2 protein-coding genes are annotated in these 2686 nt (G+C 65.6%); both read right to left on the reverse strand.

What is annotated here, in order from left to right:
• On the reverse strand, positions 1-1105 hold a 1105-nt coding region (locus tag C453_RS02270), incomplete at its 3' end, for an ABC transporter ATP-binding protein (protein ID WP_008322433.1).
• A gap of 72 nt (positions 1106-1177) precedes the next feature.
• The coding region (locus tag C453_RS02275) for an ABC transporter permease (protein WP_008322434.1) at positions 1178-2686 on the reverse strand (1509 nt) is incomplete at its 5' end.

Consider the following 2686-nt stretch of genomic DNA (forward strand, 5'->3'; position numbering starts at 1 on the left):
CGCCATCAGAGATGTGTATAAGAGACAGTTGGAACTCCGAGTCGACGACGGTCCCGCGAATCTGATTCTCCCCAGCGTCGACGCGGAGGTGCTCAGGCCTGACACAGAACGTGAGTGATTCACCGGTGTCGGCGTCGATGCCGCCGAGCACGAACTGGTGGCTATCGGCCTTAGCTTCGGATTCCGCCGTTTCCGTCGCTTCCGCAACTTCTGCTGCCTCAGTCGTTTCCACCGTTTCAGCTGTTTCCGCCGCTTCCACCGCTCCCACCACTTCCGACACTTCCGCTCTTTCGACTGCAACGCCGACCCCCTCTGTTTCCGGTCGAGATTCGACTTCGACGACCGAAGCCTGCCGGTCGGTCAGACTGCGTTTGACGACGCCGTCGAAGACGTTGTTCTCGCCGACGAATTCCGCGACGAACCGCGTTCGGGGTCGGCGGTACACGTCGCGGGGGACACCGACTTGTTCGACACGGCCGCGGTTGAGGACGGCCACGCGGTCCGAGACGGCGAGGGCTTCGGACTGGTCGTGGGTGACGTAGACCGTCGTCACGCCGAGTTCCGACTGGATGCGCTTTACCTGCCGCCGGAGTCGCTCCCGCAGGCGGGCGTCAAGTGCCGACATCGGTTCGTCGAGAAGCAGCAGGTCCGGGCCGGGTGCGAGCGCGCGAGCGAGCGCGACGCGCTGTTGTTGGCCGCCGGACAGCGAGTCCGGGTCGCGGTCTTCGAACCCCGAGAGGTCTACGAGGTCGAGGAGTTCTGAGACGCGCGCGTCTTTCGAGACGCCGCCCGGCGGGTCCACGAATCGGAGCCCGTAGGCAACGTTCTCGCCGACGCTCATGTGCGGGAACAGCGCGTAGTTCTGGAACACCACGCCGACGCCTCGCTCTTCGGGCGGCACGTCGACAATCGAGTCGCCGTCGAAGCAGACCGCGCCCTCTGTCGGCGACTCGAAGCCAGCGATACAGCGGAGCGTCGTCGTCTTGCCACATCCCGAGGGACCGACGAGTGTGAAGAACTCGCCGTCTTCGACCGATAGCGACACGTCTTCGAGTGCGGTCGCGGTGCCGTAGCGTTTGGATACGCCGTCGAGTTCGAGTTTCACGAGTCGGCCTCCGGGTTCACAGTGTGGACTAGCTTGCGGGCGGTCATAACTCACCCCGCCTCGGCGTGACGCTCACAGTTCACCCCACCGTCCGCCGAAGCGGTCGACGACGAGGAAACTCAGCGACGTGACGAAGAGCAACACACACCCCATCGCCGTCGCAGGGCCGAGCCTGCGCCCCAGTAATCGTTCGACTGCGACGGGCATGGTGAAACTCCCCGACCCCTCCGCGAGGATGATGGTCGAGTCGAACTCGCCGATACTGATAGCGACGGCGAAGGCCGCGCCCGCGACGACGCCGGTCCAGACTAGCGGGAGTTCGATATCGAGGAGGGCGCGGGTTCGCGTCGCGCCGAGGCTCCGCGCCGACTCCACGAGTCGCCCGTCGAGCCGAGAGAAGAGCGGGGCGACGTTTCGCGTGACGAACGGGTACGCGCCGACGGCGTGGGCAGCGACGATGGCGAGCGCGCCCGTTACGCGGATTCGCGTGCCGAACACGTCGACGCCGAAGACGAGCCCTCGCAACAGGCCGAGGCCGACGACGATGCCCGAGACGGCGAATGGGGCCATCGCGAGGGCGTCGATGAGGGTCCGACCACGGTATTGCCGGGTCGTCAAGACGGCCATCGTCACACCCATCGGGACCGCCACGAGGAGCGTCCCGACGGCGAATATCAGGGAGTTCCAGATAGCCGGGAGCGGTTTGACTTGGAAACTCGCGCCTGTTACCTGTCGCTCAGCGAGGAACGCGTAGTGTGTGAGGGTGAGGCTGCCGTCGCCGCCGGTCACGCTGGCGAGCAGCATGCTGGCGATGGGGACGACGAAGACGAGGCCGACGACCACGCTGTAGCCCGCGATACCGACGGTTTGGAGCGCGGCTTTCGTCGTCCACGTCTCGGGAACAACTGACCGGCGTGGAAGTGGGTTCGCGGTTCCACCGGCGGCGCGCTGGGTCGCCTCGTATCGGAGATAGACGGCCGTCAGCGTGAGCGAGATGACCGTCTCGATGACCGCGAGGCTCGCCGCCTCGGCGTACGCGAGGTCGCGGACTTTGGCGAAGACGAACACCTCGATGGTGGCGAGTTGGAAACCGCCGAGCGCGAGGACGATTGGGAACGACGCGAAGGTGAAGATGAACGTCAGCGTCGCCCCGACGCCGATAGACGGGAGGAGTTGCGGGAGCACAACGTCTCGGAAAGCGCGATAGGGGTTCGCTCCAAGCGAGCGCGCTGTCTCGACTGCGCGGGCGTCGACGCTCTCCCACGCAGCGGTCACGATGCGAGCGACGAGCGGGGCGTTGTAGAAGGCGTGCGCGATGATGATGGCCTCCAGCGTGAACAGCAGTTCGACCGTCGGAAGGCCGAACAGCGAGAGCGTCCGGTTCAGCGTCCCGTTCCGGCCGAACGTCGCTACGAACCCGACCGCGACCATGATAGAGGGCATGACGAACGGGAGGATGGTGAGCGAACGTAGCGTCTCGCGGCCGCGGAACTCGAAGCGGGCGAACAACCACGCTGCTGGGAGGCCGAGCGCGAGACTGGCGAGTGTCGAGTAGAACGCCTGTTTCGCCGTGAACCAGAT

Source organism: Haloferax elongans ATCC BAA-1513 (genome assembly GCF_000336755.1).
In the GTDB taxonomy this organism is placed as follows: domain Archaea; phylum Halobacteriota; class Halobacteria; order Halobacteriales; family Haloferacaceae; genus Haloferax; species Haloferax elongans.